The sequence below is a fragment of the Pseudomonas sp. BC42 genome (assembly GCF_021560055.1).
Lineage (GTDB): Bacteria > Pseudomonadota > Gammaproteobacteria > Pseudomonadales > Pseudomonadaceae > Aquipseudomonas.
Genome location: NZ_CP091067.1, coordinates 2,181,774 through 2,207,991, shown reverse-complemented (window position 1 = coordinate 2,207,991; position 26,218 = coordinate 2,181,774). Strand labels below are relative to the sequence as shown.

The window sequence follows — 26,218 nt, the reverse complement described above, 5'->3', positions numbered from 1 at the left end:
GTGGGCATCGGGGTGTAGCGCGCGACTGGCAAAGCCTAGTTGCCGATGCAAGCCGCGCCAGTGCAGCCGGTCAGTGACCGCCTGCGTCCATCCGGCCGAAGCGTCCCGACTGGTAGTCGATGAAGGCCTGATGAATTTGCGCTTCGCTGTTCATCACGAACGGGCCGTGGCCGACGATGGGTTCGTCGATGGGCTCGCCGCTGAGCAGCAGCACAATGGCGTCGCTGCCGGCTTGCAGGCTGATCAGCTCGCCGTCGCGTTCCAACAGCGCCAGTTGTCCTTGCTCCACCCGCTCCCGGCCATTGACCTGCACGGTGCCGCGCAGCACCACCAGGGCGGTATTGCGCCCTGCCTGCAGGGGCAGCTCCAGGTACTTGCCGGACTGCAGGCGCAGGTCCCAGACTTCGATCGGGGTGAACGTGCAGGCCGGCCCTCGCTGACCGTCATACTCACCAGCGATCAGGCGCAGGCTGCCGGCGTTGCCCGGCAGCGGGATCTGCGCAATGTCCGCCGCGAGGATGCTCTGGTAACCGGGGGCCGCGAGCTTGTCCTTCGCCGGCAGGTTGACCCACAGCTGGACCATTTCCAGGTTGCCGCCACGCCGGGCGAACTCGCTGGAGTGGAGTTCCTCATGGATGATCCCCGAGGCCGCGGTCATCCACTGCACGTCGCCCGGGCCGATCTTGCCGCCGCTGCCGGTGGAGTCGCGATGCTCCACTTCACCGTCGTAGACGATGGTCACCGTCTCGAAACCGCGATGAGGGTGCTCGCCGACGCCACGGCGGGCGGTGGTGGGGCTGAATTGTGCGGGTCCGGCATGATCCAGCAGCAGGAACGGGCTGATGTGCTGGCCCAGGTTGTCGTAGGAAAACAGGGTGCGTACCGGGAAGCCGTCGCCGACCCAATGGGGCCGGGGAGCGGTGTAGATGCCAATGATGTTTTTCATGTCGCCCTCCAGAACTTTCTGATGGGCACACCTTAAAACTCGCACCTTTGCCGCGCTAGACTGCGAAAATCGCCCTTAGCGTTCTATCTGGAGAACGATCTTGGAAGACCTGAACACCCTCTACTACTTCACCCAGGTGGTGGAGCACCGGGGATTCGCCGCGGCCGGACGGGCCCTGGACATGCCCAAGTCCAAGCTCAGCCGGCGGATCGCCCAGTTGGAGGAGCGCCTCGGCGTGCGCCTGATCCAGCGCACCAGCCGCCATTGCTCCCTGACCGAGATCGGCCAGGAGTATTACCAGCGCTGCCTGGCCATGCGGGTGGAAGCCGAGGGCGCGGCGGAAGTCATCGAACGCAATCGCTCCGAACCCCAGGGGCTGGTGCGGGTGGCCTGTCCCACGGCTTTGCTCAATTCCTGGGTCGGGCCGATGCTCACCCGCTTCATGCTCAAGTACCCCCTGGTGGAGCTGTTCATCGAAAGCACCAACCGCCGGGTCGACCTGATCCACGAAGGTTTCGACATTGCCCTGCGGGTGCGCTTCCCGCCCCTGGAAAACACCGACCTGGTGATGAAGGTCCTGGGCAACAGCACCCAATGCCTGGTGGGGCATCCGGACTTTCTCCAGCGCCTGTCGAGCCCGACGACACCGGCCGATCTCAGCGGCCTGCCCAGCCTGCACTGGGGAGCGGCGCAACGGGATTACCAATGGCAGCTGCTGGGACCCGACGGCGCCGAGGCGTTGATTCGCCACCGGCCGCGGATGGTCACCGACGATCTGCTGGCGTTGCAACATGCGGTGCTGGCGGGCATCGGTATCGTCCACCTGCCCAAGGTGGTGGTCCGCGAAGACCTGGACGCCGGACGCCTGCAGGAACTGGTGCCCGGCTGGGCGCCGCGCTGCGGGATCGTGCACGCGATCTTCCCGTCACGCCGCGGCCTGCTGCCGTCGGTGCGCAGCCTGATCGACTTTCTTGGCGAGGAGTTCAGCCACAGCGACATGGCCTGAACCCGACGCCGCCTGCATCGGCGGCGCCTTGTCCGCAGCGCAACGTAAAACGGCATCCCTGGGGATGCCGTTTTGCATAGAGCGCGATTGAATCAATTGGCACTGGCACGCCAGCCGCCGTGCTGCAGTTCCGGCAGCCACTGAATGCCGCCCGACCTGGAGGTCCGGAACACGGGCGGATCGATCTGCTGCATCAGACGCCGGATCGCCTCGCTGTCCGGCAACTCGGCGCGGCTGGCCTGGATCCGGTGCCGCAGGCTGCTGGGGATGGGTGGAAAGCGCTGGCTGTCATAGATCAGGGCGTGGCCGAGCTGGGGGTTGTCCAGGCAGAAGTCCAACAGATCGAAACCGCTGTGGGTGGCCAGGGTGCCGTTGATGATCAGCAGATCGAACGGATTACAGGCGTACTCCACCAGCGAAAGCAGTTCCTCCAATGTGTGCACGGGGGCAATGCGGTAGTAATTGAGTTGATTCAAGGTTCGTTCGATCTGCATCCGATGAAAATGTTGATCATCGGCAATCAGTATGCGCAGCGCTCTATTGGACATTTCTGGATCCTGCTTTTGAGACTACGACCGGCGACTGCCGGCCTTCCTCCTAGATCGGTAGAAGGCTAGGGAAGTGTCGGAGGGTTTTCTCTAGGATTAATCTGAAAACCACGCCCAGAACGGGCTTGCCGACGTTTTTTTCGGACAAGTCAGCTGTCACTCAGTTCCGATCGCCATCTCGGTAAAAGGTTGCCGACTACCTTAAATCGCCACCCGCTTTTTGCAGACGGGCAGGGTCTTGTTTTGATGTAAGGCTTTTCCTGTAAACCGGCACACGCCTCTGAAAACCGAGAAAGACCGCGCAAGGCCGTCAGCGGGCAACGCTCACTCGGTGGTGCTCGGGCTCCAGAACGCCTGCTGCACCAGGGCCGAGGTGGACAGCCGCGCCACCAGCGCATCCAGTTCTTCACCGTCCACCGAGGTGGTGGCCAGGGTCGCCTCGATCTCCACTTCATCGCTGCCAAAGGCATGCACGTCGACATCGCTGGCCGGGTAGTTGCTGCGTTCCAGCTCGGCTTCCAGCAAGGCGAACACGGCCTTCTGTTTCGAACGGTGGGCAATCACATAGACGATGTTGGTGACCTCGGCGGAGATCACGTCCAGCGGCTGGCGGTTGATGTTGTTGACGATGGGCCGCAACAGGGTATTGGCGGCCAGCACGAACAGGGTGCCCAGCAACGCCTCGAGGATCAGGTCGGCACCGGCGCAGGCCCCCACCGCCGCCGAAGCCCAGAGGGTGGCGGCGGTGTTCAGGCCGCGGACGTTGCCCTCCTCGCGCATGATCACCCCGGCGCCGAGAAAGCCGATGCCCGACACCACATAGGCCACCACCCGCACCGCGCCGTCGGCACCGCCCAGACGGTTGGCCATGTCGACGAAGATCGCCGCGCCCACCGCCACCAGTACGTTGGTGCGCAAGCCCGCGGTGCGCTGCCGGTACTGGCGTTCGAAACCGATCAGGCCACCCAGGATGAAGGCCGCGCTGAGGCTGACCAGGGTATCGATCAGCGAGTCCAGGTTGATGTTGTGCAGGGCTTGCATGGCGACTGTCCTTGAGCGAAGGGCATGAATGGCACCAGAGGACTCTAGCAGCGGTCCATGAACGTCTCATGGCCTGCCGCGGACGCACGGGCGACCGTAGGAGCTGGCTTGCCAGCGAAGCGGCCCGTGAGGGCGCCTTCGCCAGCAGGGTAACTCTCGCGGGCAGAGACGCGTTCGCCTGCGGGGTAACTCTCGCTGGCAAGAAAGCCTTCGCCAGCAAGCTGGCTCCTACAGGGCAGCATTACTGCCAGCCGAAGCGGCGCACATAGAAGCCCTTCACCGCCTGGGTCAGGGTCATGTAGGCCAGCAGGATCAGTGGCAGGAACACGAAGTACAGCGACGGCAGCGCCTGCAGCTTGAAGTAGTGCGCCAAAGGCCCCATCGGCAGGAAGATCCCCACCGCCATGATGATCCCGGTCATCACCAGCAACGGCGTGGCCGCCCGGCTCTGCAGGAACGGAATCTTCGGTGTGCGGATCATGTGCACGATCAGGGTCTGGGTCAGCAGCCCCACCACGAACCAGCCGGACTGGAACAGGGTCTGGTGATCCGGGGTGTTGGCGTCGAACACGTACCACATCAAGGCAAAGGTGGTGATGTCGAAGATCGAGCTGATCGGCCCGAAGAACACCATGAAGCGCCCGACATCCGCCGGCTGCCAGCGCTGGGGTTGCTTGAGCATGTCCTCGTCGACGTTGTCGAAGGGAATGGCGATCTGGGAAATGTCATAGAGCAGGTTCTGCACCAGCAGGTGCATGGGCAGCATCGGCAGGAACGGGATGAAGGCGCTGGCCACCAGTACCGAGAACACGTTGCCGAAGTTCGAGCTGGCGGTCATCTTGATGTACTTGAGCATGTTGGCGAAGGTCCGGCGCCCTTCCAGCACGCCCTCCTCCAGCACCATCAGGCTCTTTTCCAGCAGGATGATGTCCGCCGCTTCCTTGGCGATGTCCACCGCGCTGTCCACCGAAATGCCGATGTCGGCGGTGCGCAGCGCCGGCGCATCGTTGATCCCGTCGCCCATGAAACCCACCACATGGCCGTTGGCCTTGAGCAGGCGGACGATCCGCTCCTTGTGGGTCGGGGTCAGCTTGGCGAAGACGTTGGTGGTTTCCACCGCCTTGGCCAGTTGCTCGTCGCTCATGCGCTCGATGTCGTTGCCCATCAACAGGCCCTGCTGCTCCAGGCCCACTTCACGGCAGATCTTCGCCGTCACCAGTTCGTTGTCGCCGGTCAGCACCTTGACCGCCACGCCATGCTCGGCCAGGGCCTTGAGGGCCGGGGCGGTGCTTTCCTTGGGCGGATCGAGGAACGCCACGTAGCCAATCAGGGTCAGCTCGCGCTCGTCCGCCAGGCTGTAGGTGTCGCGCCCTTCGAGCATCGGCCGGGCCGCCACCGCCACCACCCGCAGGCCCTCTTCGTTGAGGTCGGCGGTGACCTGGCGAATCCGCGCCAGCAGGCTCTCGGTCAAGGCTTCCTCGGCCTCGCCATGGCGCACGTTGCGGCATACCGCCAGCACTTCTTCCACCGCGCCCTTGCAGATCAGCAGGTGCGGCCGATCCTTTTCCGCCACCACCACCGACATGCGCCGCCGGGTGAAGTCGAAGGGAATTTCATCGACCTTCTGGAACGCCGTCGCGACCTTGAGCTCGCGGTGCACCTCGACGTGCTCCAGCACCGCCACGTCCAGCAGGTTCTTCAGCCCGGTCTGGTAGTAGCTGTTGAGGTAGGCCATTTCCAGCACGTCGTCGGAGTCCTCGCCCCAGACGTCCACGTGCCGCGACAGGAAGATCTTGTCCTGGGTCAGGGTGCCGGTCTTGTCGGTGCACAGCACGTCCATGGCGCCGAAGTTCTGGATCGCGTCCAGGCGCTTGACGATGACCTTCTTGCGCGAGAGGAACACCGCGCCCTTGGCCAGGGTCGAGGTGACGATCATCGGCAGCATTTCCGGGGTCAGGCCGACGGCGATCGACAGCGCGAACAGCAGCGCCTCCATCCAGTCGCCCTTGGTGAAGCCGTTGATGAACAGCACCAGCGGCGCCATGACGAACATGAAGCGGATCAGCAGCCAGCTGACCTTGTTGACCCCGCTCTGGAACGAAGTCGGGGCGCGGTCGGTGGCGCTCACCCGCTGGGCCAGGGCACCGAAATAGGTGCTGTTGCCGGTGGTCAGGATCACCGCCGTGGCCGAGCCCGAGACCACGTTGGTGCCCATGAACAGGATATTGTCCAGGTCCAGGGGATTGCTGGTATCGGCGTCCTGCTGGCGCGGGAACTTCTCCACCGGCATGGATTCACCGGTCATCGCCGCCTGGCTGACGAACAGGTCCTTGGCGCTGAGCACCCGGCAGTCGGCGGGAATCATGTCGCCGGCCGAGAGCACGATCAGGTCGCCGGGCACCAGTTGCTTGATCGGCAGTTCGATCCGCTGTGCGCCCGTGGCCTCGGCAGCGGCTCCCAGCAGACGCCCGAGCATGGGCGCCGCCTGGGGCGCCGAACCGGGGCGCATCACCGTGGCGGTGTTGCTGACCATGGCCTTGAGGGCATCGGCGGCCTTGTTCGACTTGGCCTCCTGCCAGAACCGCAGCAGGGTCGAGAGCACCACCATGGAGAAAATCACCGTGGCCGCCTTCATGTCCTCGGTCAGCCAGGAGATCACCGCCAGCAGGGTCAGCAGCAGGTTGAAGGGGTTCTTGTAGCAGTGCCACAGGTGGGTCCACCAGGGCAGCGCCTGCTCGTGCTCCACCTCATTGAGGCCATAGCGCTCACGCAGGGCTTCGGCCTCCTCGGTGCTCAGGCCATCGGTGTGGCTGCCGAGCTGGTCCAGCAATTGCGCGGCGTCGCTGTTGGCCGCGGCCACCAGGGTCTGCCCCAGGGTCGGCGGCACATCACGGCTGACGCTGGCGTCGCGAATACTGTCCAGCAGCGCCAGGCGGCGGAAATGCCGGGAAAAGTGCCGGGTACGGAGAAATCCGGCGAAAAATTCTTTCAACAGGCTGAGCTTCATGGTGATGACTCCTGCACAGACGTCCGGCCAGCGGCACGGGGACGTCAGTGATGCAACTAAACAGTCAGGGTAGTAGGCAAAGGCACGGGACAGGGCTCACGCCCGGGGCCATCGCACCGACAGGGACGGACGATGTTGCTGGCGATGATGACGCTGACTGATGTAACCCATGACGGCTCCCCCGCAAGGACGACACAGGACAACCACAGGCAGGTACGGCCGGGCCTGACGCAACGCTTCAAGCGTCCGCGCACGGCCGGCCCGCAGGTCGCAGGACCCACGCGTCGATGCCACCACGAGCGGCGCAAGGCCGGACCGGGGGCGAAACAGAGTCGTCAAGAAGGGACGTCGGGAAGCGGGCCACAAAGGGGCCGCGATCGGGATGCCGCCTCTCGCTGTACGGCGAGACAGCGGCAGGAAAAAGGCTGCGCGCTATCTTGCCGGGACTGCGCCGGTGGTCAAGACCGGCCGACTCCTGTCACTCGAACAAGTACCCACACTGGGCCTCCAATGGTTGAAAACGCGCGCAGCTTACGCCGCGCCCTATGCAGAGTAAACCGGGGAAAAACCCTGGCTCGGGGAAATGAAAAGTTCTTCAGCCAAGGTTCAGGAACAGGCAGAAAATGACGTTTTTGTGGCAGCGGCCGCCGCTGCCGACAGCAGCGGCAGCGGCGCGCCATCAGCTGGCGGTAGCCAGCAGCAGGTCCCGTACCGAACGGCTGTGGCCGCGGGTCTTGCCGTGTTCGTACAGCGAATCGGCGATCTCCTGGGCGCGGATCGGCAACACCGACAACAGGGTATCGCTCAGGCCGTGGCTGGCCTGGCTGAAGCCCTGCATGTAGATGCCGGCTTTGCAGCGTTCGTCGCTGATCACCCGATAGTTGCGGTCCACTTCGAAATCGCCCAGGTACTCCTGCAGCGGTGCCAGCAGTTGGCGATGCATCTGCCGCTCGTAGCCGGTGGCCAGGACCACGGCATCGTAATGCCGCACTTCGCGCTCGCCCGTGGCGTTGTTGCGCAGGATCAGCTCGATGCCCAGGTCAGTGGCCGTGGCCTTCTCCACCGTGGTCATGGTGCGCAAGCTGTGGCGCGCCACGCCGGAGACTTTCTGCCGGTAGAAGATGCCGTAGATGCGCTCGATCAGGTCGACATCCACCACCGAGTAATTGGTGTTGTGGTACTCGTTGACCAGACGCTCGCGCTCGTTGCGGGTCTGCTGGAATACCAGGTCGGTGAAGGCCGGGGCGAACACTTCGTTGACGAACGGGCTGTCATCCGCCGGCTTGAGGGCCGAGCCACGCATGATGATGTCGGCCTGCGCCGAAGGAAAACTGTCGTTGAGGTCGATGAAGGCTTCCGCCGCGCTCTGCCCGCCGCCGATGATCGCGATGCGCATCGGCTGGCCATTGACACAGGGCTGGCTGGCCATGCGCTCCAGATACTGGGAATGGTGGAACACCCGCGCATCGTCCTTGAGCCCCTTGAAGGTCTCCGGAACCCGCGCCGTGCCGCCGGCGCTGACCACCACCGCACGACTGGTGCGCACCAACTCGGCGCCCTGGGCATCCCGGGAAATCACCCGCAATGCCTCGACTTGCTGGTTGTGCAGCAGCGGTTCGATGGCCAGCACCTCTTCACCGTAGCGGCTGTGCTCCTGGAAGTGGCCGGCCACCCAGCGCAGGTAGTCGTTGAACTCCATGCGGCACGGATAGAAGGTGCCCAGGTTGATGAAGTCCACCAGGCGCCCGTGATGCTTGAGGTAGTTGACGAAGGAATAGGGGCTGGTGGGATTGCGCAGGGTCACCAGGTCCTTGAGGAAGGAAATCTGCAGTTCGCTCTGGGTCACCAGGGTATTGCCATGCCAGCGATAGTCCGCCTGCTTGTCGAGAAACAGCGCATCCAGCGGACCGTGCTCCTGCCCGCGCTCTTCCAGCGCAATGGCCAGCGCCAGGTTCGAGGGGCCGAAACCGATACCGATCAAATCGTGAACGTGGGCCGATGCAATTGCCTGTGTCATTTCCAGTGTCCTCTGGATAAACCGCCTCAACGCGGGAGATAAAGTGTCACGGTGACCCGACTGGCCCATGCAGGACAGCGGATCGTCTGTTGAGTAGGGACGAGGACAATGAAAAAAAATTTAACTAAATGCGTCGCAATGGCAACGCCTTATTGAGCGTCCCACTGCCGCAACCGCACCCGGCAATGCTTCATGGCATTGACGATGTGCTTCTCCACCAGACTGCGGGAGATGCCCAACTGCTCGGCGATCTGCGGATGGGACAGGCCTTCGAGCTTGCGCAGGAGAAAACTCTCGCGACACAGCCGCGGCAGTTCCGCCAGGGCCCGTTGCAGCATCTCCAGGCGCTGGCCGTGGTCGAGGCTGGTCTGCGGTGAAGGGTTGAAGTAGCGCTCCTCGTTGTCCAGCACCTCCAGGGGCTCGGACTGGCGCAGGGCATTGCGCCGATGGCCGTCGATCACCAGGTTCAGCGCCGTGCGATAGAGAAACGCCCGCGGCTGCTCGATGGGCGTATCGCTGGAGCGCTCCAGGACCCGCACATAAGCGTCGTGCACCACATCCTCGGCCACCTGGCGATTGCCCAGCTTGGCGTTGAGGAAGCACATCAGCTCGCGATAGTAGTTTTCCAACTGGGCTCCCGACCGCCCGGGGGGGCGATTCTGTCCTTGAACAAGGCCGTCAATGGCCACTTGCACCCGGTAATTCGTGATGGCTGTTTAGCAGCAGCGTAATTTATAGTAATTCTCATATAGATTTAAAGTGGCGCCGCGCCACAGCGGTTGATTTATCAGCCTGGCGACAGCTGTAACTCCATGTGTCGGCAGTTAAATTCCCCCTGTGGCAGCTCGTTTACCTGACAGTTCCCCGTCTTCGCCGTTCCCGCGGTGGCCGCAAGCCTTGCCGCCCGCCCCGCGGCCGGCTGCTGTGACGGGCCGATTTCCCCCTGGCCGGAACCCTGCATGAAACGTCCCCGACATACCCGGCGCGCCCTGCTGGCAGCGCTGTGCCTGATTCCCGTTGTCGCCATCAGCGCCTGGACCTTCATTCCCCCCGGACGCGACCAGCTCGCCACGGTACAAGTCAGCCGGGGCGATATCGAAAGCAGCGTCACCGCCCTGGGCACCCTGCAACCCAGACGCTATGTGGATGTCGGCGCCCAGGCTTCCGGGCAGATCCGCAAGATCCACGTCGAGGCCGGCGACACGGTCAAGGAAGGCCAACTGCTGGTGGAGATCGACCCCGCCACCCAGCAGGCCAAGCTCGACGCCAGCCGCTTCTCCATCGAAAATCTCCAGGCCCAGCTGCAAGAGCAATACGCCCAGAACCAGCTGGCCCGGCAGAAATACCAGCGCCAGCAGCATCTCAACGCCGGCGGCGCCACCCGCGAAGAAGACGTGCAGACCGCCCTGGCCGAACTCAAGGCCACCCAGGCGCGCATCGACATGTACAAAGCGCAGATCCGCCAGGCCCAGGCCAGCCTGCGCAGCGACCAGGCCGAGCTGGGCTACACCCGCATCTATGCGCCGATGTCCGGCACCGTGGTGGCGGTAGACGCCCGCGAAGGCCAGACCCTCAACGCCCAGCAGCAAACCCCGCTGATCCTGCGCATCGCCAGACTTTCGCCGATGACCGTCTGGGCCGAAGTCTCGGAAGCCGACATCGGCCACGTCAAACCCGGCATGCAGGCCTACTTCACCACCTTGAGCGGCGGCAACCGGCGCTGGACCAGCACCGTGCGCCAGATCCTGCCGATCCCGCCCAAGCCATTGAACGAAACCAGCCAGGGCGGAGGCAGCCCCGCCAGCACCAGCAAGAGCGGCAGCGGCCGGGTGGTGCTGTACACCGTGCTGCTGGACGTGGACAACGCCGACAACGCGTTGATGGCGGAAATGACCACCCAGGTGTTCTTTGTCGCCAGCCAGGCGAAAAATGTCCTCACCGCGCCCATCGCCGCCCTGCAGGGCAGCAGCGAGCCGGACCGGCAGATTGCCCGGGTGGTGGCCAAGAACGGCTCGATCGACGAGCGCAAGGTCCGGGTCGGCATCAGCGACCGCCTGCGCATCCAGGTCCTGGACGGCCTGGACGAGGGCGAGCACCTGCTGATCGGCCCGGCCAACAGCAGCGGGGGTTGAATGCAGACCCCGCTGATCGACCTCAGAGACATCCGCAAATCCTACGGTGGCGGCGACAGCCCGCAAGTCGACGTCCTGCGCGGCATCGACCTGTCGATCCACGCCGGGGAATTCGTCGCCATCGTCGGCGCCTCCGGCTCCGGCAAGTCGACCCTGATGAACATCCTCGGCTGCCTGGACCGCCCGACGTCCGGGGAATACCTGTTCGCCGGGGAGAACGTCGCCCAACTGGACAGCGACGAACTGGCCTGGCTGCGCCGCGAAGCCTTTGGCTTCGTGTTCCAGGGCTACCACCTGATCCCCTCGGCCTCGGCCCAGGAAAACGTCGAGATGCCGGCCATCTACGCCGGCACCCCGACCGCCGAACGCCACGCCCGCGCCGCCGCCCTGCTGGAGCGCCTGGGCCTGGCCAGCCGCAGCGGCAACCGCCCGCATCAACTGTCCGGCGGCCAGCAGCAGCGGGTGTCCATCGCCCGCGCCCTGATGAACGGCGGCCACATCATCCTCGCCGACGAACCCACTGGCGCCCTGGACAGCCAGAGCGGCGCCGAAGTCATGGCCCTGCTGGACGAACTGGCCGGCCAGGGCCACGTGGTGATCCTCATCACCCACGACCGCGAAGTGGCGGCCCGGGCCAAGCGCATCATCGAGATCCGCGACGGCGAGATCATCAGCGACACCGCCCAGCGCGACCCGTCGGTACAGACCAGCACCAACCCCGGCGCCCTGCAGGCGGTGGACCTGCGCCAGCGCCTGGCCGACGGCAGCGACGCCAGCGGCGCCTGGAAAGGCGAACTGCTGGATGCGGTGCAGGCCGCCTGGCGGGTGATGTGGATCAACCGCTTCCGCACCGCCCTGACCCTGCTGGGCATCGTCATCGGCGTGGCCTCGGTGGTGGTGATGCTGGCCGTGGGCGAAGGCAGCAAGCGCCAGGTAATGGCGCAGATGGGGGCGTTCGGTTCGAACATTCTTTATCTGAGCGGACACGCACCCAATCCCCGGGCGCCCCTGGGCATCATCACCCTGAGCGACGTCGCCGCCGTGGCCACCCTGCCCCAGGTCAAGCGCATCATGCCGGTCAACGGCGCCGAAGCCGTGGTGCGCTTCGGCAACGCCGATCACATGAGCTACGTGGGCGGCAACGACACCAACTTCCCGCACATCTTCAACTGGCCGGTGGTCGAAGGCAGCTACTTCACCGAGGCCGACGAACAGGCCGGCGCCGCGGTGGCGGTGATCGGCAAGAAGGTCCGGGAAAAACTCCTCAAGGACGTCGCCAACCCCATCGGCCAATACATCCTCATCGAAAACGCGCCGTTCCAGGTGGTCGGCGTGCTGATGGGCAAAGGCGCCAGCTCCGGCGACCAGGACAGCGACGACCGCATCGCCGTGCCCTACTCCGCCGCCAGCACCCGCCTGTTCGGCAGCCGCAATCCGGAGTACGTGGCCATCGCCGCGGCGGACGCGAGCAAGGTCAAGGAAACCGAACAAGCCATCGACCAACTGATGCTGCGCCTGCACAACGGCAAGCGCGACTATGAGCTGACCAACAACGCGGCGATGATCCAGGCCGAGGCCCGCACCCAGAACACCCTGTCCTTGATGCTTGGCGCCATCGCCGCGATCTCGCTGCTGGTGGGCGGTATCGGGGTGATGAACATCATGCTCATGACCGTGCGCGAACGCACCCGAGAGATCGGCATCCGCATGGCCACCGGTGCTCGCCAGCGCGACATCCTGCGCCAGTTCCTCACCGAAGCGGTGATGCTCTCGGTGGTCGGTGGCCTGACCGGCATCGCCCTGGCCCTGCTGATCGGCGGCGTGCTGATCCTCAGTGAAGTAGCGGTCGCCTTCTCCCTGGTCGCCGTCCTCGGCGCCTTCGGCTGCGCCCTGGTCACCGGCGTCATCTTCGGCTTCATGCCGGCCCGCAAAGCTGCCCGGCTCGACCCGGTCACGGCCCTTACCAGTGAATGATCGATCGATGAAAACACCCTTGAGCCTCCTGGCCGCCTGCCTCCTGCTGACCGCCTGCAACAGCCCCGCGCCACGCCCGGACAGCGGGCTGCAAGCCCCCGCCACCTGGCAAATACCCGACACCCCCGCCGCCCAGGCCGATAACCGGCACTGGTGGAGCCAGTTCGCCAGCCCGGAGCTGGACCGTTTGATCGCCCAGGCCCGCGAGGGCAGCTTCGATCTGGCCGCAGCGGTGGCCCGGGTGCGCCAGGCCCAGGCCAGCGCGGTGATCGCCGGCGCGCCACTGCTGCCCGAGCTCAAGGGCGGGCTCAACGCCAACCGGCAGAAACTGCTGCGCGGCAAGGGCTACAGCCAGTTGGACGCCACCCGCGACAACCAGGCCGTGGACTATTTCGACGCCAGCCTCAGCGCCAGCTACGAGGTCGACTTCTGGGGCGGCCGGCGAGCCGCCCGCGACAGCGCCCTGCTGGGCGTCAAGGCCAGCGAGCTCGACCGCGCCACCGTGGAGCTGACCCTGCTCAGCGGCGTCGCCAACAGCTACACCCAGGCCCTGGCGCTGAGCGAACAAAGCCGCATCGCCCGGCTGAATCTGGACAACGCCCTGAACGTGCTCAAGCTGGTGCAGACCCGCTACGACTCGGGCTCGGCCACCGCCCTGGAGCTGGCCCAGCAACGCAGCCTGGTCGCCGCCCAGCAACGCCAGTTGCCCCTGCTGCAACAACAGGCCGAGGAAGCCCGGATCACCCTCGCCGCCCTGCTCGGGCAACCGGTGCAGGGGCTCAACCTGGGCCACCAGGACTTCGCCCAACTGCAATGGCCGAGCATCAATGCCGGCGTCCCCAGCGACCTGCTGACCCGGCGCCCGGACATTGCCAGCGCCGAAGCCAGACTGGCCGCAGCCCAGGCCGACATCAACGTGGCGCGCGCAGCGATGCTGCCCAGCGTGACCCTGACCGCCAGCCTCGGCTCCGGCGCCAGCCACGCCCCGGACCTGCTGCGCAGTCCCTTCTACAACCTCGGCGCCGGGCTGGTGGCGCCGATCTTCAACGCCGGGCGCCTGAGCGCCGAACGGGACAAGGCCACGGCCCGCCAAGCAGAACTGCTGGAAAGCTATCGCGGGGCGATCATCAACGGTTTTGCCGACGTGGAAAAAGCCCTCAACAGCATTCGCGGCCTGGACCAGCAACGCCAGTGGCAGAGCGAGGAATTGAACCAGGCGCAACGGGCCTTCGAGATCGCCCAGAGCCGCTACCAGGCCGGCGCCGAAGACCTGCTGACGGTGCTCGATACCCAACGCACCCTGTACGCCGCCCAGGATCTGAACGTGCAACTGCGGCTGTCGCGGCTGCAGTCGAGCATTGCCCTGTACAAGGCCCTGGGTGGCGGCTGGAATCACTGAATCACCAAAGGCTCGCATGACCAGCGGCATCACCACTGGCCATCGTCGCAGCGACGGCCAGGGTCCTGATGACCTAGAATCGTGCGCCCACCAACGACGCGAGCAACACCCCTACCATGCCCATCGGAACCGAGTTGGACGCCTCCCTGGCAGACGTACTGTCGATGCTGAAAAGAGCATTCCCGAACGGAGTCAGCCCAACCGATTACCGCCCTCTTCTGGCAGCGCTATATGAACATCTGTCAGATCGAAACCTGGCGAATGTCATCTCACAGCTCACCCACAAGGATCCGGATCTGGTCCTCAACGAGATCTACGAGGCCGTGACCAGCAAGAAACCGAAAGCTCAGGAGATAGCATCGCTAACTCGGCTCCTGAATCATCACGGAGCGCCTGAAACCCTGGCCGACAACTGATGCCTCGCCCCTCAAGAAGACCAGGACAATGAACTTCAGTGAATTTGAACAACTGCTGGATGCCAAGAAGAGCCTCCATCCGATCTGGTTTGAGCTCCCTTCGGACAGGACCGCCACCGAGGAGGACATCATTGAGGCTCAAAATGACCTGGATCTGAGACTTCCTGCCGAGTACAGCCAGTTCCTGCAGAAGCATGGGGGCGGCTACTTTGCCATGGGAATCGTTTACTCACTGGACAGAGACAGCGATTTCAACCTAGCCAGAATCAATCGACAACACCCACTGATTGGCAAGTGTCATCTGTTGTTTTCAGAAAACGGCTGCGGCGACTTCTACGGCTTCCGGATTGAAAATAACCAATGCCTGGCAGAGGTGTGCTTCTTCGATCATGAAACCCAGGCATGGCAGCAGACTGGATATCCAGAACTGTTCAGTTTCCTGGCCGAGGTGGCCCTTTCGATCTGAACACCCCTAGCAACGACCTCCAGATTCGAAGTTCACGATCAGTCCGGCGCCGCTACAGCAGCCGCTGCCTGACCTTCAGATGCCGCGCATACCAGGGCCGGCGCGGCACCTTGCGTAGCAGATCGGCCAACTGCTTTTCATCCTCGATAAAGGTGATGCGCAGGGCCAGCTTCATGGTTTCCGGGTCCATCTCCACGGTCTTGCCAGGCTGCAATCCGGGGATGGTGCTGCAACCATGGGTCACCGGCCCCAGCCAGGGATCGCCGGCCTCGACCCAGCGCCCCGGGGCGAACCAGGGCACGCCATTGACTTCCATACGTTGCAGTTCGCCCGGGTGAAAACGCTGGTGGGCGCGGAACCAGTCCTCCAGGCGGTCGTCGATCCAGCCATGAAAACGCCAGAACACCGGGCTGACATGGGACGAAAACGGATCGCCGAGAAAGTCGTTTTCCGGCTGGTACCAGCGCGGGGAAAAATCCGCCGGATCGCGGGCCATGGGCACCGGCGCACCACTGGAAGGATCACGCGGCACCGAGGCCCAGCGCATGTGCAACCAGTCGTGCAGGCCCAGTTCAATCTCCGAGCCGAACTGCCCCAGGGTCAGGTTCGCCAGGTAGCGCGGGTCACGGTATTGCGATTCCCAGACCTGGAAGTTGCTGTGGTAAGTCTCACCGGCCTTGATGTCGCTGACCCACTGGCTGTACTCGTCATCGTCATGGGCCAGCCAGGTCGGCGGCAGGGAACCGCCGTCATGGTTGTCGAAATAGCGGGCGAAACCCAGGCGATCACGCAGCAGTTCCGGCTGCGGCAGGGGGAAATGCTGCCAGGACGGCAAGTCCTGCATGGAACGCGCCGTGCCCAGCATGTGCCGATGCATGAAGAAGAAATCGATACCCGAGCCGTTGCGATCCTTCTTCGGACCGCGCGCATCGCGCTCCTGCCCCCGAGGACCGGGCTGCCAGCCGATGCCGCGCAGGGCGTCACGCTTCTCTTCGGAAAGCCGGTGCCACTTGTCCCGGGTCGCGTGCCACAGCTGGTGGAACAACCGATGCTCGGGCGACACCAGCCAGGCCAGCAGCGTCGGGTTCAGGCCGATACGCTGGCGAGCCTCGGGAAACATCTGCTTGGTGGCGACAAAGCGGTTGTCCAAGGCGGGCAGCGCCAGGGGCCGGTCCAGGCGCTCGACACGGCCGCTCAGGGTGCCGCTGCCGGCGTTGGCGAAATCGGCCCAGACTTCATCCAGGCTCATCTTGAACTCATAAGTGGCGGCACCGTCCACCGCCGTGGCAGGAATCAATCGCCAGTACATCTCACCCGGCTGTGGGCTCACCAGGTCGGCAACGATCCGGTAGCGCGGCTCGGCGGCGCCGCGCAGGCCCTCGGCGGTATCCAGGTAACCGCGCAGGCCACGCCCGCGCTGGGCGATGTCGAGAAACACTTCCAAGTCCTGGCGCCCCAGGCCATCGAGCCCGGCATCGGCGCCTTCAAAGCGAATGCTCCAGATGCCCCGCAACTGGTCCGCCAAGCGTTGCCCGGCGGTATCCGCCAGCTCCACCGTGGCCTCGCCCGGGGTGATCGGGAATTCCTCACGCGTCAACTCGCGATGCACATAAAACGCCGCCGGCACGGCAGCGCCAGTCAGCGCCAAGCCCGCCATGAACCCTCGTCGAGAAATCGTCATTGCCCTACCTGTGTCAGCCCTGATGCAGGCTTTATCCAAGCTAGAACGTTTATTGCCCGCGGAAATTTACCGCCCGCGCAGGGGACTTAAATTTCCTCGCCACTGGCTCGTCCTTCCCAGATAGCAAAGGCCCCCGTGCCTGCACCTTGACGGCGAATCCGACTGAGATGGCAATGACAAAACCACGTTCGAAGAAGGCTCTTTACATCGGCCTGCCGCTGGCCCTGGCGATTGGCGCCGGCGCCGGTTTCCTGGCCTGGGACTATTGGTTCAGGGACAACCCGGGCTACCCGGTCAAGGTGATGAAACAGGCCGAAGAACTGCAGGAGCGCATCCTCTCCTTCGACAGCCACATCACCGTGCCCCTGGATTTCGGCAGCACCGGCAACGAGGCCGACAAGGACGGCAGCGGCCAGTTCGACCTGGCCAAGGCCGGACGCGGACGCCTGTCCGGCGCAGCCCTGACGATCTTCGGCTGGCCGGAAATCTGGAACGGGCCCAATGCCCCCCATCGCCCCACGGCGGGCTTTGTCGACGCCGCGCGCAACGAGCAGGAAGCGCGCTACAAGATCCTCACTGGCATGGTCCGCGACTTCCCCAACCAGGTGGGCATTGCCTATACCCCGGACGACTTCCGACGCCTCAACGGTGAAGGCAAGTTCGCGGTGTTCCTCAGCATGCTCAACGCCTATCCGCTGGGCACCGATCTCGACCAGCTCGATCACTGGGCGGCCCGGGGCATGCGCATGTTCGGCTTCAGCTACGTGGGCAACAACGCCTGGTCTGACTCCTCGCGCCCGCTGCCGTTCTTCAACGACACCCCGGATGCCCTGGGCGGCCTGTCCGAGCTGGGCCGGCAGGCCGTGCACCGACTCAACGACCTGGGGGTGATCATCGACGTCTCGCAGATGTCGACCCAGGCCCTGGAGCAGGTCAGCCAGCTCAGCCGCGCGCCCTTCGTCGCCTCGCACTCGGCGCCCCGGGCCCTGGTGGATATCCCGCGCAACCTCAGCGACAAGGAAATGCAGCTGATCAAGGACAGCGGCGGCGTGGTGCAGATCGTCGGTTTCCCCACCTACATCCGTCCCCTGAGCCAAGCGACCAGGGACAAGCTCAACGCCCTGCGCGCGCGTTTCGACCTGCAACCCTTGACCGGGCTGGAAATGGCCCTGATGCCCGGCGACGCCATCATCACCGTGTGGCCCGAACAGCGTTTCGGCGAATACGCCGGCGAGCTGTACAGCATTGTCGAAGCAGAACCCAAGGCCACCCTCAAGGACTTCGGCGACGCCATCGACTACGCCGTGAAGAAGATCGGCATCGACCACGTCGGCATCAGTTCGGACTTCAACGACGGGGGCGGCCTGGACGGCTGGAAGGATGTCAGCGAGGGCCGCAACGTCACCGCCGAACTGCTGCAGCGCGGCTACAGCGAAGCGGATATCGCCAAGCTCTGGGGCGGCAACTTCCTGCGGGTCTGGGAGCAGGTGCAGAAATCCGCCAAGCCCCTGGCCCATCGCTGATCCCCCCTTTTGCCAACCAGTGAAATGAGCTCATGACCGATCGCCGTACATTTCTCAAACAGGCCGGCATCCTCGCCGCCGGCCTGCCTCTGGGCGCCGGCGCCCTGGCCGCGTCCGGCACCAGCACTAGCGCCCCGTCCCCTGCGCCCAAGGACCCATGGGCGCAACTGCGCCTGCTGTTCGACCAGGACCCGGACTCCATTCACTTTTCCAACTTCCTGGTGACCTCGCACCCAAGGCCCGTGCGTGAAGCCATCGAACGGCATCGCGCCAATATCGACCGCAACCCGGGGCTGGCCATGGACTGGGACCTGCAGGAACCCTGGAAACGCGAGGCCGAGGTGCGTCGATGGGCGGGCCGCTACCTGCAAGCCAAGCCCGGCCAGATCGCCCTCACCGGCAGCACCAGCGAAGGCTTGGCGATGATTTACGGCGGCCTTCACGTGCGGCCCGATCAAGAGATCCTGACCACGGTCCACGAACACTACGCCACCGAATACAGCCTGAATTTCCGCGTGGCCAAACAAGGCACCCAGGTGCGCAAGATCAGCCTGTTCAAGGACCCGCACCGGGTGTCCAAGGATGAAATCCTGGGCTCGATCAAGCGCAGCATCCGCCCCAATACCCGAGTCCTGGGCATGACCTGGGTGCAGTCGGGCAGTGGCGTGAAGCTGCCGATCGGCGAGATCGGCCAGTTGGTGGATGAGTTCAACCGCAACCGCGACGACAAAGACCGAATCATCTATGTGGTGGACGGGGTCCACGGGTTTGGCGTGGACAACCTGGACTTCCCCGACATGCACTGCGACTACTTCATTTCCGGCACTCACAAATGGATGTTCGGCCCTCGCGGCACCGGGATCATCTGCGCCCGTTCCGAGGAGCTCAAGGACCTGACGCCGACCGTCCCCACCTTCTCCGAAGACAACAACTTCGCCACCTCGATGACCCCCGGCGGCTACCACGCCTTCGAGCATCGCTGGGCGCTGAACGAGGCCTTCAAGCTGCACTTGCAACTGGGCAAGGCCCAGGTCCAGGCGCGCATCCACGCCCTCAACAGCTACCTCAAGCAACGTCTGCAGGAGCTGCCCCAAGTGGAGCTGGTCACCCCCCTGAGCCCCGAGCTGTCAGCGGGCTTCACCTTCTTCCGGATCAAGAATCAGGACTGCGACCAGTTCGCCGCCTACCTGATGGCCAATCGGGTGGTGGTCGACGCCGTGGAACGGGACGTCGGTCCGGTGATCCGTACCGCGCCTGGCCTGCTCAACGACGAACAACAGATCGATCGCTTCATGGACCTGCTGCGCAAAAAGGTCTGAAACCGCTCCTCCTTGCGCCCTGCGTCACTTTTAAAAAGAGAGTCATGATGAAACAGCATTCACTGAGCACCGCCCTCCGCCCGCCCCTGGCCAGCCTCTCCCTGGCCTTGCTGCTGAGCCTGTTGCTGCCGACCGCCGCCCAGGCCGCCGCCTCGCCCCAGCCGGGCAAGGTGTTCAAGGACTGCAAGGACTGTCCGGAAATGGTGGTGCTGCCCGCCGGCACCTTCACCATGGGTACCCCCGCTGACGAGGTCGGCCGCCAGGAGGACGAAGGTCCGATGCATGAAGTGACCTTCGCCAAGCCATTCGCCATCGGACGCTTCCAGGTCCTGGCCGGCGAATGGGCCACCTACCTGAAGGAAACCGGCTACCAGATGCCCGACGGCGACACGCGCCCCGGTCGCGAATGCAAGGCCGGTAAACCCCGCTACCCAGTCGGCCCGCGCCAACCGGCGGTGTGCATGGACTTCAACGAAGCCCAGGCCTACACCGCCTGGCTGTCCAAGCGCACCGGCCAGCACTACTACATCGTCAGCGAAGCCATGCGCGAATACGCGGCCCGCGCCGGCAGCACCGGCCCCTTCCCCTTCCCTTTCGACGAGGGCAAGGAATACAGCATTGCCAAGCACGCCAACACCTACGGCCCGGAAGACGGCTTCAGCTTCACTTCGCCCGGCGGCTCCTTCCCCCCTAACGCCTTTGGCGTCTACGACATGCACGGCAATGTCTACGAGTTCACCCCCGACTGCTGGCATGACAGCTATGTCGGCGCCCCCACCGACGGCAGCGCCTGGACCGAGCCCAACTGCAGCGTCCTGCAGATGCGCGGCAACGACTGGACCGAAGCGCCGATTTTTTCCCGCTCAGGCAACCGCAACAACATCTACCCCACCGATCGTGGTGACTGGCTGGGGTTCCGGGTTGCCCGCGACCTTTGACCCTTCCCCTCATCGACTGACGGAGACACACCATGAAAGCAGCTTTGTTCACCCTGTCGCTGAGCGACGGTTCCACCGCCAGCGTGCATGACGCCGAAGAGAACCAGGGCAGCCTGCACACCGAGGGCTTCGCGGCACTGACCTTTCGCAGCGATGGCGAACTGATCGAGATCGCCGGCGAGATTGCCCCCAACTACCCGGCCAGCGCGCTGCTGGCCTTGTTGGGCGGGCATTTCTGCTACAAGAAAAAGTCCGCCCAGGTGCGGGTTCGCCTGCGTGCCAGCCGCGACTTTGCCGTGTCAGCCATCCGCCAGGGGGTCTTTGACACCTTGCTCGCCGTCGATGCCCACCAGGTGGAGCTACAGTGCCGACGCAGTACCTTCTGGCAGCACCCGCTGCCCTGGCTCAGCGCTCCGGCCAGCGCCCACACCGCGCCCTTCTACCAGTTCAGCGGCGAGAAACGTCACCCGCAACGCCCGCCACTGCCCCAGGGCGAGGTGTACCGCCGTCGTCTGCCGGGGCTCAACACCGAGTTCAGCCTGCGCACCATCGATCCGGACCGTGACCTGCAAGCCTTCAATCGCTGGATGAACCTGGAACAGGTGGCGTTCTTCTGGGAGCAGGCCGGTAGCCTCGACGAGCACGCCGCCTATCTGCAAGACATGCTCGCCGACCCGCGGGTCCATCCGCTGATCGGCTGCTACGACGACGAGCCCTTCGCCTACTTCGAAGTCTACTGGTGCAAGGAAGACCGCATCGCCCCCTACTACGACGTGCAGGACCACGACCGCGGCTGGCACGTGGTGGTGGGCGAGAACAAGCACCAGGGCATCGGCAAGCTCAAGGGCTGGTTCAATTCGCTGATGCACTACATGTTCCTGGATGATCCACGTACCCAGCGCATCCTTGGCGAACCGCGCATCGACCATGACCGGCAGATCGACTTCCTCAAGTCACAGGGCTTCGGTCACCTGAAGGACATCCAGCTGGCCCACAAGAAAGCCGCTCTGCTGCGCCTGGAACGCGAGTTCTTCTTCGATCGGCCACTGTGAGCTGATCCAGCGGTCGCTGCAGCCTCCCTGCAGCGACCGGCGCACCGCGCGACGCCAGGCCTGCGCTAAATCCCCCCAGTGCCACTTCGTCTTCTCTGCAACGGTCTTGAGTCAAGCCCCGTCCCGAACGCGACAGCCTCCTCAAGCCCGGCATTGCAGCGCACTGCACGCCGCGTCGCGCTGTGCACCCGGCCCCTTGCCCGTATCTCGATCCATTCCAGAGGAAGCGCACCAGATGAACCCGACGGCTGCACCCCGGCCCCCATGCCCCAACGCAAACCGCCTCTCACCCGCCCTTATCCGTGCTTGAACCAGGAGTCATCATGAACAGCCCTCCGCGTAGCCGCAGCGCCATCCGTGACCTGCTGGGCCTGCTCAAACCTTTCTGGCCCACCGTGGCCGTCTCGATCGTGCTGGGCATCATCGGCGGCCTGAGCATCACCGTCCTGCTGGCGACCATCAACCAGGCCCTGAACGGCGCCGACGGCCTCAGTCGCGGCGTGGTCCTGACCTTCGCCGGGCTGTGCCTGCTGGCGCTGCTGTGTTCGATTCTGTCGGACATCGGCAGCAACTACGTCGGCCAGCACATCATCAGCAAGCTGCGCAAAGACCTGGGGGAAAAAGTCCTCAGCGCGCCCATCGAGCAGATCGAACGCTATCGCAGCCATCGCCTGATCCCGGTACTGACCCACGACATCGACACCATCAGCGACTTCGCCTTCGCCTTTGCGCCACTGGCCATTTCCCTGACCGTGACCCTGGGCTGCCTGGGTTACCTGGCCCTGCTCTCATGGCCGATGTTCCTGCTGATGCTGGTGGCCATCGTGATTGGTTGCAGCGTGCAGTTTGTTGCGCAAACCAAGGGCATCAAGGGCTTCATGGACGCCCGGGATGAAGAGGACAACCTGCAAAAGCACTACAACGCCATTGCCGACGGCGCCAAGGAACTGCGCATCCACCGGCCGCGCCGCAACCGCATGTTCAACCAGCGGATCAAGCACAGCGCCGAGCACATCTGCAACAAACAGATCGAGTCGGTGAACATTTTCATCGTCGCCAAGACCTTCGGCTCCATGCTGTTTTTCGTGGTCATCGGCCTGGCCCTGGCCCTGCAGTCCTTCTGGCCCAACAACGACCGCGCAGTGATGAGCGGCTTCGTCCTGGTGCTGCTGTACATGAAGGGCCCCCTGGAATTGCTGATCGGCAACCTGCCGATTGTCAGCCGCGCCCAGGTGGCCTTCCGCCGCATCGCCGAACTGTCCGAGCGCTTCTCCTCCCCCGAACCGCACCTGCTGCTCAGTGAAACCGCAAGCCAACCCCAGACCGTGCACAGCCTGGAACTGCACGATGTGCGCTACGCCTTCCCGGCCGTCGAAGGCAGCGCGCCCTTTGCCCTGGGTCCGGTGAACCTGCGGATCAAGCAGGGCGACATCGTCTTCATCGTTGGCGAGAACGGCTGCGGCAAGACCACCCTGATCAAGCTGCTACTGGGCCTGTACCGACCCCAGGAAGGCGAGATCCGCCTCAACGGCCGCCCTGTCACCGCCGAGACCCGCGACGACTATCGACAACTGTTCACCACCATCTTTGCCGACTACTACCTGTTCGATGACCTGGTCCAGGGTGGCGAACAACTGCCCGAAGAGGCCGAACAGTATCTGCGCCGCCTGGAGATCGGGCACAAGGTGAGCATCCGCGACGGGGCCTTCACCACCACCGATCTGTCCACCGGGCAACGCAAGCGACTGGCGCTGGTCAACGCCTGGATCGAGGAACGCCCGGTGCTGGTGTTCGACGAATGGGCCGCCGACCAGGACCCGACCTTCCGGCGGATTTTCTACACCGAGCTGCTGCCGGACCTCAAACGCCTGGGCAAGACCATCATCGTCATCTCCCACGACGATCGCTATTTCGACATTGCCGACCAGTTGGTGCGCATGGAAGCGGGCAAGGTCAGTTGCGAACTCGAACCGGCCTGATTTTTTCGTATCGGCTTTCCGGTTTTCGGGAAGTCGAACGTCTCATAACAAGTTTGAGAAACATTCACATTTAAAACGAATTCCCATTGCCGCTTAATAAGAGCAAATGAACATGCCAGCACCTCTTGGACTCACCCCCCTGAAAAAAGCCCTGCTCATGCGCCATGCGCTGCGGCCGAGCTTGCGTCCCTATCTGCTTGGGGCCGTATTGGCGCTGCCCTGTGCCGCCCAGGTACAAGCCCAGCAAGCTAATTTCGATATTCCTGCACAGTCCCTGGGCAGCGCCTTGCAGACATTCGGCCAGCAAGCCGACCTGCAAGTGCTCTACAACCAGGACAGCGTCCAGGGCAAGCGCAGCACGGCGATCAAGGGCGCCTTGCAGCCCGACCAGGCCCTGTCGCAACTGCTGCGCGGGACCGGGGTGAGTTATCAGCGCCAAGGCAACACCGTGACCCTGGTGCAAAGCAGTGGGGCTGTGGAGCTGGGGACCATGAACATTTCCACTCAGGGGCTGGGGAGCACCACTGAGGGGACCGGTTCCTACACCACCGGGCAAAGCAACTCGGCCACGCGCATGGACCTGTCGCTGCGTGAAACGCCGCAGTCGGTGAGCGTCATCACCCGCCAGCAGATGGATGACCAAGGGTTGACCGAACTGGCGCACGTCATGCAGCAGACCCCCGGGATCACGGTCAACCGCGAGAGCTCCGAAGGCTACGTGTATTACTCGCGGGGCTTTGAAATCCAGAACTTCCAGTACGACGGCATTCCCAGCCTGGGCACCGACGGCGGCAACATCCGCGACAACTACAGCATCGGCAACACCCTGATCTACGACCGTATCGAAGTGCTCAAGGGCGCTACCGGCCTGGTCAACGGCATCGGCTATCCGTCCGGGGTGATCAACATGGTGCGCAAGCGCCCCACCCGGGAATTCCAGGGCCACGTCGCCGCCGGCGCCGGTTCCTGGGACCGCTACACCAGCGAAGTGGACGTTTCCGGCCCGCTGGTGGAAGGCGGTGCGATACGCGGACGGATGGTGGCCGGCACCGGCAAGCGCAACAGCTTCATCGACTACCAGAAAGGTGAACAGAACGTCTTCTACGGCATTCTCGAAGGCGACCTGAGCGATTCCACCACCCTCAGCGTCGGCTACGACTACCAGAAGAACAACAACGACGCCACGACCAACACCAGTTTGCCGGTGTTCTACAAGAACGGTAATCGGATCAAGTTCTCCCGTTCCACCAACCCGGCGGACAAGTTCGCCTACCGCAACCAGGAAACCCAGCACGCCTTTGTCGGCCTCGATCACCAGTTCGACAACGACTGGACCTTCAAGGCGACAGTCAATACGCGCAAGTACACCTCGCGGGAAATCATCGCCGGCATGTCCAGCGAGCACGTCAATCTCGACAACAGCCAGGACTATGGCTACCTGCCGCCGGGCGGCGTGGCCAACTTCGGCTCCAACAGCGACGAGAAGTCCTTCGATGCCTACGCCAAGGGTCCGTTCGCGCTGTTTGGGCGCACCCACGAACTGGTGCTGGGCTACAACTATTCCCACGCCACCACCCGCTCCAAGCGTATCGACGGCACCACCACTGGAGTCATCGACGACGTGCTGAACTGGAACAACAGCATGCCCTACCCGACCGACTGGGCCTGGTGGTCGACCTTCGACATCAAGAGCACCCAGAAAGTCTCCTACGCAGCGGTGATCCTCAAGCCCACCGATGCCCTGAACTTCATACTCGGTGCCCGGGTCACCGACTACGACTGGCAGATCGATCGGGTCAACGCCCTGCGCCAACTGCCGAGCATCTCCACCACCAACTCCGGGGAAGTCATTCCCTATGCCGGCATCACCTATGACCTGGACGACTACCACACGGTCTACGCCAGCTACACCGACATCTTCAAACCGCAGCCCTACAGCCTGGACGTCAGCGGCAAGTCCCTGGAGCCGCTCACCGGTCAGAGCTACGAAGTGGGGGTCAAGGGTGAATACTTCGACCGTCGCCTGAACGCCAGCCTGGCGCTGTTCCAGCTCAAGCAGGACAACCTGGGCGAGAATACAGGCGTCATGGGCGTTGACGGCTTCGAGGCCATGCGTGCGATCAAGGGCGCCACCACCAACGGCGTCGAACTGGAAATGGCCGGTGAAGTGCTGCCGGACTGGAACGTCAACGCCGGCTACGTCTACCAGGAGTCCTACGACGCCAAGAACAAGCGCGTGGCCACCACCCAGCCACAGCACTTGTTCAAGGTAGCCACCACCTATCGCCTGCCTGGCGAACTGAACAAAGTCACCGTAGGCGGCAACATGCAATGGCAGAGCTCGACCTCCTTCGTCGACAACAGCTTCGTCGATGCCGCCTACAACCAACTGCCCAGCCACAAATTCACCCGTGCCAGCTACGCCGTGGTGGGCCTGATGAGCAGCTACGACTTCAACCAGAACCTCAAGGCCACGGTCAACCTGAACAACGTCTTCGACCGCAACTACTACAGCGGTATCGGCACCTACAACTCGATCTACTACGGCGACCCGCGCAACGTCATGTTCAACGTCAAATACAGCTTCTGATTCCCCCTAGTTGAACCCCTCCCTGCCCCGGTCACCGGGGCGGGGATTTTTTTGCCCGAGGCGCCAGCCTCGACCCGACGTTTCGCCCCCAGTCTTCGGCATTGTCATTGGATTTGCGCTCCGGCGAAGAGGCCCGCAAGCCATACAGCGCCCGAGCCAAAGCCTTGTTGGCAAGCCAGCTTCA

The 26,218-nt window shown here is 63.9% G+C and carries 19 protein-coding genes; 12 read left to right on the top strand and 7 right to left on the bottom strand.

Annotated elements, in window-relative coordinates; genetic code table 11:
• Positions 1-70 precede the first annotated feature (70 nt).
• A complete protein-coding gene (locus L1O02_RS10310; RefSeq protein WP_235759821.1) occupies positions 71-946 on the bottom strand; it encodes a pirin family protein in 876 nt (291 codons plus the stop codon).
• Positions 947-1,043: 97 nt separating this feature from the next.
• Between L1O02_RS10310 and L1O02_RS10305 the strand changes: the two genes are divergently transcribed.
• Positions 1,044-1,952 (top strand): LysR family transcriptional regulator, encoded by a 909-nt coding sequence (locus L1O02_RS10305; RefSeq protein ID WP_108546281.1) that lies wholly within the window; start codon positions 1,044-1,046, stop codon positions 1,950-1,952.
• A gap of 92 nt (positions 1,953-2,044) precedes the next feature.
• Here L1O02_RS10305 and L1O02_RS10300 read toward each other — a convergent pair whose 3' ends face one another.
• The 5 genes from L1O02_RS10300 to L1O02_RS10280 all read right to left on the bottom strand — a co-directional run bounded on the left by L1O02_RS10300 (position 2,045) and on the right by L1O02_RS10280 (position 9,170).
• A complete protein-coding gene (locus tag L1O02_RS10300; RefSeq protein ID WP_108546280.1) occupies positions 2,045-2,500 on the bottom strand; it encodes a response regulator in 456 nt (151 codons plus the stop codon).
• Positions 2,501-2,824: 324 nt separating this feature from the next.
• Positions 2,825-3,541: an MgtC/SapB family protein gene (locus L1O02_RS10295; RefSeq protein ID WP_060840269.1), complete on the bottom strand. Its 717-nt coding sequence runs from the start codon at positions 3,539-3,541 to the stop codon at positions 2,825-2,827.
• A gap of 241 nt (positions 3,542-3,782) precedes the next feature.
• Positions 3,783-6,548, bottom strand: coding sequence for a magnesium-translocating P-type ATPase (mgtA, locus tag L1O02_RS10290; RefSeq protein ID WP_060840271.1), 2,766 nt, complete (start codon positions 6,546-6,548; stop codon positions 3,783-3,785).
• Between the two features lie 679 nt (positions 6,549-7,227).
• Positions 7,228-8,565, bottom strand: coding sequence for a SidA/IucD/PvdA family monooxygenase (locus L1O02_RS10285; RefSeq protein WP_108546278.1), 1,338 nt, complete (start codon positions 8,563-8,565; stop codon positions 7,228-7,230).
• A gap of 149 nt (positions 8,566-8,714) precedes the next feature.
• Positions 8,715-9,170, bottom strand: coding sequence for a sigma-70 family RNA polymerase sigma factor (locus tag L1O02_RS10280; RefSeq protein WP_281063687.1), 456 nt, complete (start codon positions 9,168-9,170; stop codon positions 8,715-8,717).
• Positions 9,171-9,524: 354 nt separating this feature from the next.
• Between L1O02_RS10280 and L1O02_RS10275 the strand changes: the two genes are divergently transcribed.
• The 5 genes from L1O02_RS10275 (at position 9,525) to L1O02_RS10255 (ending at position 14,952) form a co-directional block, all read left to right on the top strand.
• A complete protein-coding gene (locus L1O02_RS10275; protein WP_108546277.1) occupies positions 9,525-10,697 on the top strand; it encodes an efflux RND transporter periplasmic adaptor subunit in 1,173 nt (390 codons plus the stop codon).
• Positions 10,698-12,671 (top strand): MacB family efflux pump subunit, encoded by a 1,974-nt coding sequence (locus L1O02_RS10270; protein WP_060840275.1) that lies wholly within the window; start codon positions 10,698-10,700, stop codon positions 12,669-12,671.
• A 7-nt stretch (positions 12,672-12,678) separates the two neighbouring features.
• Positions 12,679-14,070: an efflux transporter outer membrane subunit gene (locus L1O02_RS10265; RefSeq protein ID WP_235759820.1), complete on the top strand. Its 1,392-nt coding sequence runs from the start codon at positions 12,679-12,681 to the stop codon at positions 14,068-14,070.
• A gap of 134 nt (positions 14,071-14,204) precedes the next feature.
• A complete protein-coding gene (locus L1O02_RS10260) occupies positions 14,205-14,486 on the top strand; it encodes a DUF3349 domain-containing protein (RefSeq protein WP_235759819.1) in 282 nt (93 codons plus the stop codon).
• A gap of 28 nt (positions 14,487-14,514) precedes the next feature.
• A complete protein-coding gene (locus L1O02_RS10255; RefSeq protein ID WP_235759818.1) occupies positions 14,515-14,952 on the top strand; it encodes an SMI1/KNR4 family protein in 438 nt (145 codons plus the stop codon).
• Between the two features lie 52 nt (positions 14,953-15,004).
• On the opposite strand, the gene L1O02_RS10250 is transcribed toward L1O02_RS10255, so the two are convergent.
• The gene (locus L1O02_RS10250; protein ID WP_235759817.1) at positions 15,005-16,633 is read right to left on the bottom strand and encodes a PvdJ/PvdD/PvdP-like protein; all 1,629 of its coding nucleotides are present in this window, start codon (positions 16,631-16,633) and stop codon (positions 15,005-15,007) included.
• Between the two features lie 173 nt (positions 16,634-16,806).
• Here L1O02_RS10250 and pvdM point away from each other — a divergent pair, with 173 nt between their 5' ends.
• The 6 genes from pvdM (at position 16,807) to L1O02_RS10220 (ending at position 26,034) form a co-directional block, all read left to right on the top strand.
• On the top strand, positions 16,807-18,156 hold the full coding sequence (pvdM, locus tag L1O02_RS10245) for a pyoverdine-tailoring dipeptidase-like protein PvdM (protein ID WP_235759816.1): 1,350 nt from the start codon (positions 16,807-16,809) through the stop codon (positions 18,154-18,156).
• A gap of 32 nt (positions 18,157-18,188) precedes the next feature.
• Positions 18,189-19,475 (top strand): aminotransferase class V-fold PLP-dependent enzyme, encoded by a 1,287-nt coding sequence (locus L1O02_RS10240; RefSeq protein ID WP_235759815.1) that lies wholly within the window; start codon positions 18,189-18,191, stop codon positions 19,473-19,475.
• A 47-nt stretch (positions 19,476-19,522) separates the two neighbouring features.
• Positions 19,523-20,413: a formylglycine-generating enzyme family protein gene (locus L1O02_RS10235; RefSeq protein WP_235759814.1), complete on the top strand. Its 891-nt coding sequence runs from the start codon at positions 19,523-19,525 to the stop codon at positions 20,411-20,413.
• A gap of 32 nt (positions 20,414-20,445) precedes the next feature.
• Positions 20,446-21,465, top strand: a complete 1,020-nt coding sequence (locus L1O02_RS10230) for a GNAT family N-acetyltransferase (protein ID WP_060840282.1) — start codon at positions 20,446-20,448, stop codon at positions 21,463-21,465.
• Between the two features lie 323 nt (positions 21,466-21,788).
• Entirely contained in the window at positions 21,789-23,444 is a 1,656-nt protein-coding gene (locus L1O02_RS10225; RefSeq protein ID WP_060840283.1) for a cyclic peptide export ABC transporter, read from the top strand.
• Positions 23,445-23,556: 112 nt separating this feature from the next.
• Positions 23,557-26,034: a TonB-dependent siderophore receptor gene (locus L1O02_RS10220; RefSeq protein WP_159426431.1), complete on the top strand. Its 2,478-nt coding sequence runs from the start codon at positions 23,557-23,559 to the stop codon at positions 26,032-26,034.
• Positions 26,035-26,218: the final 184 nt, after the last annotated feature.